This is a genomic window from Ignavibacteriota bacterium, from assembly GCA_016218045.1.
Classification (GTDB): Bacteria; Bacteroidota; Ignavibacteria; order SZUA-365; family SZUA-365; genus JACRFB01.
This window is the reverse complement of the sequence record JACRFB010000011.1, coordinates 1-6953: the sequence shown is the minus strand read 5'-3', so window position 1 is coordinate 6953 and position 6953 is coordinate 1. Positions and strand designations below refer to the sequence as shown.

Below are 6953 nucleotides of genomic sequence, written 5' to 3'. Positions count from 1 at the left end.
TGGCAAGACGCCGATGCAGACCTTTCTCGATTCCATACCGCTTGCAAAAGAAAAACTCCTCGATACATTACCAACATCTTTTGAGACTTCGAATCAGACCGACCAAACCACCGTCTGTCAGGTCTAATCGTAGCTAGTACAGTTGATCGCTGCCGCCGATTCCGCAACTCCCCCTCCCCCCTCTTGGAAAGAGGGGGAATTTCATCGTCTCACCGTCTAATCGTCTGATCGTCTAATCGTCTAATCGTCTGATCGTCTGATCGCGATTCGTGTGTGCAATGGGCGAACTGCCGTTCGCCCCTACATGTCCAATCGTCTAATCGTCTAATCGTCTGATCGTCTGATCGCGATTCGCGTGTGCAATGGGCGAACTGCCGTTCGCCCCTACATGTCCAATCGTCCAATCGTCTAATCGTCTATCCGTTCCCCACGCCTCACTTCGCAACGACCATCCACATCGTGCGCACACCGCTGCCGCTGCGGAGCACGGCGATGTACTGTCCGGAGGGAAGGGCCTGCGCGTCGAAGAGCACGCGGCGCCGGCCGGGCACAAGCGGCGCGTCGACAAGCACGGCGGTCTCGCGCCCGAGCAGATCGTATACGGCGAGGAACACCGGACCGTTCTCGATGGTCTCGTACTCGATCGTCGTCTGCGCGTTGAATGGATTGGGACTGTTCTGACCGATAGAGAGCCGCCCGCTGTCCGAGAACAAACGCTCGCCGCCCTCGCGGCACACGACGAGACGGAAGCCGCCCGGCTGCACCGTCACACGGACGTCGGTCGCGCCGAAGTTCATGTCCTCGAGTGTCAGCGTCGTCTGCGACACGGATCCGAGCGCGGCGAGGAAGCGCAGGGTGATGAGCGGCGAGTTGGGAGTGGGAAGTGGGGAGTAGGGAGTGCTGAACGCGATGATGCGATCGGGGCCGGCTATGCTGCCCCGCGGTGTGGAATCGATCGGCACAAGCACGCTGTGGTTGAATCGGAGTGTGCCACTGACACTGCGCACGTCCGCCGCGTCGAGGCGTGTGGAGGCGGCGATCACCACCGGGATCTCGACGCGCTCGCCGGGAGCTGCCTCGAGGAATGGAAGGATGATGTGCGCCGTGGCCACACGCGCCGCGCCGGTGTATTCGACGGGATCCGCCTCGTTCGTGCAGCCGTGTGTGTCGGTGATGGACACGTGATACCAGCCGGGCGAGGCTGCGATGTGTGTGTCGGATGCGGCGCCCGCGATGAGTGTGTCGTTGCGATACCAGCGGTAGGCATACCCCGCCGCGGTGACGAGGGTGTCGCCGCGGAGGGTGACGACGGGTTGTGCCGGACGCGGATGCACAAGAAGCGTATGCGGTGGCGACGAGCCCGTGCAACTGTTCGTGTCGGTGACTGTTACTGTGAACACTCCCGTCTGTGTGACGGCGAGTGTGCGCTGCGCGCCGAGCATGGTCCCCATTGCGTCACGCCAGGTGTACACGCCCGCGATCACACCGGCATCGAGCACCGCCGTGTCGCCCGCGCAGATCTCCCGCGGACCCGCGATCAAGGGCGCGGGGAGCACATCCACACGCAGGAGATGCTGCGCCGATCCCGTACACCCGCCCTCGTCGTACACGGTCACTGTGTACACACCCGCTGCCGCGATGCGGATCGACGGTGTGTCTGCGCTGTCGCCGTTCGTCAATCGCCACAGGTAACTCCGATACCCGGCGCCCGCATCGAGCAGCGTCGTGTCGCCCGCGCAGATGCGTGATCTGCCCGCGATCGTGGGAGTGAGTGATGTGCCTATCGTCACGTCCACCGTGTCCGCGTCCGTGCAGCCCTGCCGTGTGAGTGTGAGGATCACACGGCCTGTGCCCGCCGTGTTCCACACAACAACACACGTGTCGGCATCCGTCGCACTCTGCGCCGCGCCGCCCGTCACCATCCACTGCCGCGCTGCGCCGGGTTCGGCTGCGGCAGCGTAGCGCGCGGCAGAGCCCACACATACGGTGGACGGACCCGACACCCGCGCCCGAGGCGCGGGCACCACATCCACCGTGTGCGGAGGCGAGGTGCCCTCGCAGCCCGCCGTGTCGCGCACCGTCAGCGTGTACGTCCCGCTCCGCCCAGGCACATACGCGCGCCCGCGGTACACCTCCGCGCCCGCCTCGTCGCGCCAGATGTACGTGCGATACCCCGCGCCGCCCTCCAGCGCGCTGCCGTCGCCCGTACACACGAGCGCCGGACCCACAATCACGGGACGCGGACGCGCATGTTCCAGCACCGCGTGCGCCGCCGCGCCCGTGCAGCCGTTCGTATCAGTGGCGAGCAGTGTGTAGCGCCCGCCGCGTGTAATGGCGAGTGTCTGCTCCGTGCCCGCGAGTGTATCGCTTCTGTACCAGCGGTACGTGGTGAAGGATGTGTTCGGTGTCAGCAGCACGGTGTCGCCTTCGCAGAGGTCGCCCGCGCCCTGTATCGTCACCACCGGTCGTTCGAACACGGTGAGAAGGTGCGCAACGGAACTGCCGCTGCATCCCTCGCCGTCCGTCACATACACCGTGTACGGTCCGCGTGCCGCCGTCCGGTGCACACGTGTTGTTGCGACGACCGTGCCCGTCGCCGCTTCGCGCCACTCGTAGGTGGCGTAGCCTTCGCCCGCATCGAGCGAGGCCGTGTCGCCCGCGCAGAGCGTGTGCGGACCGGTGACCACCGGTTCGAGCGAGGTGCCGATCGTGACAACGAACAAGGCCCTCCTCGTGCAACCCGACGAGTCCACCGTCTCCGTCACTTCCACCACTCCCGTATCCGACGCCCCCCAGCGCACACCGATGCGCGCCGTGCCCTGACCGCTCTCGATCGAGCCGCCCGTGACACGCCACACGCGGCCCCTGCCCGGCTGCGCCGCCACCGTGTACGTGCCGCGGCCGTTCGCACACGAGGCGCGCGGACCCGCAATCGCGGGTGCGGGCAATGCGTGCACCACGATGCGCAGGGGCTGCGAGAGTCCGCGACACCCTGTGCTGTCGCGCGCCGTGGCCGTGTACGTACCGCCCTGCCGCGCCACACACGCGCGTGTGGTCGCAATCACGCTATCGCGCTCGTTCCGCCACACGTAGTCCGTGTACCCGTCCTGCGCCTCGAGCAGCGCGCTGTCGCCCGCGCAGAAGGCCGCCGCGCCGCGCAGTGTCACTCCCAGCGCAAAACCCGGCAGGACACGTACCATCATCGAATCGTGTCCCGTGCATCCATCGCGGTTCGTCACCGCGAGCAGATACACACCGTCCGCGCGCGCCATGATGCGTCTGCCTGCAAGCGAATCGCCGCGCGGCGTCCGCCACCGGTACGTGGTATAACCGGTGTCGGCTTCGAGGACCACACTGTCGCCGAGGCAGAACGTTGTGCGTCCACCTGCCGTGATATGCGGGACGGGCGCGGGGAGCACCGTCACACGCACCGAGTCCTCGGCTGTGCAGCCGTTTGCATCCGTCACCAGTACATGATACGTGGTGCTGCGCGCCGGCCAGGCCTCCGCGCGCGGAGTGAACGGGAGAGGAATGTCGCTCGGCGGCGTCCACGCGTAGGTGTACGGCGCGGTGCCCGTGCTCACCCGCGCGTCCAGGAGCGCCCGTTCACCCGCGCAGATCATCGTGCCCGTGCCCGCGTCCACCACCGGGTTCGGCGCCACGGTCACACGCACCGAATCAGTGGCCGTGCAGCCGTATGCGTCCGTCACCGTCACGTGGTAGGTGGTCGAGACGGCGGGTGCCGCGGTGGGCATCGCTATGTCGCGCCGGTCGAGTCCCGCGGCGGGGGACCATGTGTACACGTACGGCGCCGTGCCGCCCGTGGCCTCGCCGCCGATGCGCGTGCTGCGCCCCGCGCACAGAGTGGTGGCATTGCCCGCCGCGGCACGCGGGGGGGTGTGGACGGTCACGTGCACGGTATCACTGTCCGTGCAGCCCTTCGCATCCGTCACCGTCACAACGAAGGCGCCGCTTGCGCCGGGTGTGAGGCGCGGGGTGGGTGAGGAGGCATCATCGAGTTCGCCCGGGGGAGTCCAAACGTATGTGTACGTGGGTGTGCCACCCGCGGCCGGCGCACCGATGCGTGTCGATGCGCCGAGGCACAGCGACGTGTCGCCTCCCGCCGCGGCGCGCGGACGGTCGAGCACCACTACACGCACGCTGTCGCGCCCCGTGCAGCCGTTGGCATCCGATACGTACAGCGTGTACACCGTCGTGGAATCCGGCGAGGCGAGTGGATCCGGGACGGCCGGGTCGGAGAGTCCCGCCGAGGGGAGCCAGGTGTAGGTGTAGGGCGCGCGGCCTTCGGTGACCGATGATGCCAGTGCCGCCTCTTCGCCGCGGCAGAGTTCGGGGCCCGCGCCCATGGTGACGCGGGGCGGGTTGTGCACCACAACACGTTGTGTGTCGACACGTGTGCAGCTATAGGCGTCGGTCACGGTCACCACGTAGTCGGTTGTAACCGTGGGTGATGCCGCCGGTTGTGCCTGCGCCGCATTGTCGAGTCCGGCCGCCGGTGACCAGTGGAAGGAGAGCGGACCCTGCCCGCAACCGAGGCCGAGGCGGAGCTGCACTGTGTCGCCGGGGCAGATGCCAACGTCGTTGCCCGCAGCCGCCTCGAGGCGCGGAATGAGGGGAAGGCGTGTGATGAAGGCATCACCGCCGCCGCCTGGTGTTCGCTGGAACGCGTCGAGCGACACGGGGTACGGATTGCTGCATCGGCCCGCGATGAGTGCGTGAATCTCGTCGTTTATTGCGAGACAGAAGGCCTCGTCAAGGATGTTACCATAAAACGTGGATGTACGCAGTGCGCCCGTAGGTGTGTACTTCGCCACAATGATGTTCCTGCTATACCCCGGTCCGGGATCCGGATACAAACAAGGTGAGACGGGAAAGTCCGGACTCTGTGATGCGCCGCAGACAACCACGTCGCCATTGGGGGTGACATCCACGTCGTAGAGGTAATCGTCGTTCAGGCCGCCGCTGAATGTGGACCAACGCAGCGCCCCTGTCATATCGAAAGAGGCGACGAATCCGTCTCGATTCCCTCCGCCGAAAATCGGCTGTGCAGCGCCGGATGTGACGGGAAAATCCCAGCCAGCATGCTCACCCACTACGAACAGGTAGCTACCAAATACGCTTACACGTAAGGCAACTTCTGTTCCGACAGCGCCACCAAGAAAGGTGGACCATGAAAGAGTATTGGCAGATGTAAACACGGTGATGATCGCATCCGGTCCTCTGGGTGCTGACTGGTAGGCACCTGGGGTAATGGGATAATTGGAGCTTTCTCCTACGCCCACTAAAATGATGTTATCATTTGCGTCTGTTTCAACAGAGCGAAATCCCTCTCCATATGTGCCTCCGACATATGTGCTATACTGAAGTGCTCCATTTGGGGAAAGGCGAATGAATAGACCATCAGACGGAGTGCCACCAAAGGTTGTCTGAAAGGCACCGCTTGTAACAGGAAAGTCAATGCTGAAGGTAGATCCAGCGAGCACGACGTCACCTGAGTTCATCACGGAGATTCCCTTCAAGGCCTCATCACCAGTGCCCCCGACATACGTAGCCCATACTCTTTGACCGCTAGTATCCATTTTAATGACAAAACCATCTGAACCTCCTGTACGAGTCGGTTGATAACACCCACTACTTGTTGGAAAATCGTTACTCATCGTCCTACCCGCGAAGTAGAGAACCCCCCCATCGAGAGTAACGCATTCTGCAGCATCCAATCCTGATCCGCCGTAATACGTACTCCACACCAGGCGGTGATTATGTGTGAATTTTGATATGAAACAGTCATACGAGCCACCAGGTGAAGACTGAAATGCACCTGCTGTAACGGGTATATCACCTGTTGTTGACACCTCGCCTGTGACATAGTAATTGCCGTCGACATCAATAACGATATCGTGTATTTCCTGTTGACCCGTGCCCCCAAAATAAGTCGAGTACAATCCGCATGCGGTTGAATTCCTAGCCGTTGGTACCATTCGGCTTGGGGGTACCGCGTAATTGATACCTTGTCCCGGCGAACGAACGGTTGCCAATAGAAACAGCTCAATCGCCAGGAGGACTATTTTCTCTTTCATTGCCAGTTGCCATGCATAAGGAAATGTACGTCACTCGGGACCGTCGTGCGACAGTCCCGAATGACGCGTATCCACGTCTTCGGTCCAGCCCGACGGGAAACATGGCGGTAAGAAAGTTGTGTACATGCCGCGATCGCGAAGCATACACACGATACCCTGCGTTGAAGTCTGTCGCATACCTCCACGGCGTTCGCGGCTATAACCGAAGAGGGCGTCGATACCGATATCACTCGCGATAATACGATATTATACTCCGAAGTCAATATGTACCGTCCAATTGCACTATTCGGACACGCCACCTCTCATCGTGACGCGGTGCTGACTCGTATCCACGAACACAAGACCGCGCGACTCCAGGAATCCTGACAGCGGGACAGCGGGACAGCGAACCTGTGTCTCGCTGAGCTTGTCGAAGCGCGACGGGACAGCGGGACAGCGGGACAGCGACCCTGTGTCACGCTGAGCTTGTCGAAGCGCGACGGGACAGCGGGATCACGACCCTGTGTCACGCTGAGCTTGTCGAAGCGCGACGGGACAGCGGGACAGCGGGAGAGCGGGAACGCACACCCTCACCCCGGCCCTCTCCCGTTCCGCGCGAGGGTGACTGATTTGTTTTGTGCGGTGTTTCATGCTTGGTTCGCGGCGGTTGACGGGCGACCGCCCGTCGCCTCTGTCGGAGTTTTCTCGCGCATCGCGCACACGCGGCTTGGATCGCGGAAGGAAGCGGATGGTCTGATTGACTCATCGGTTCCTCGGTTGATCTGTACAAGTTAGGATAATATCTGACAGACGCGTATCATCAACCACCACATGAAAGGACCGTGTGACGATGACCACGCAACAGAAACTCATCGG

The 6953-nt window shown here is 62.9% G+C and carries 1 protein-coding gene; it reads right to left on the bottom strand.

Annotation, left to right across the window (positions count from 1 at the left end; genetic code table 11):
* Nucleotides 1-434 precede the first annotated feature (434 nt).
* Nucleotides 435-5114, bottom strand: a complete 4680-nt coding sequence (locus HY962_03380; GenBank protein MBI5645949.1) for a T9SS type A sorting domain-containing protein — start codon at nt 5112-5114, stop codon at nt 435-437.
* Between the last annotated feature and the right edge of the window lie 1839 nt (nt 5115-6953).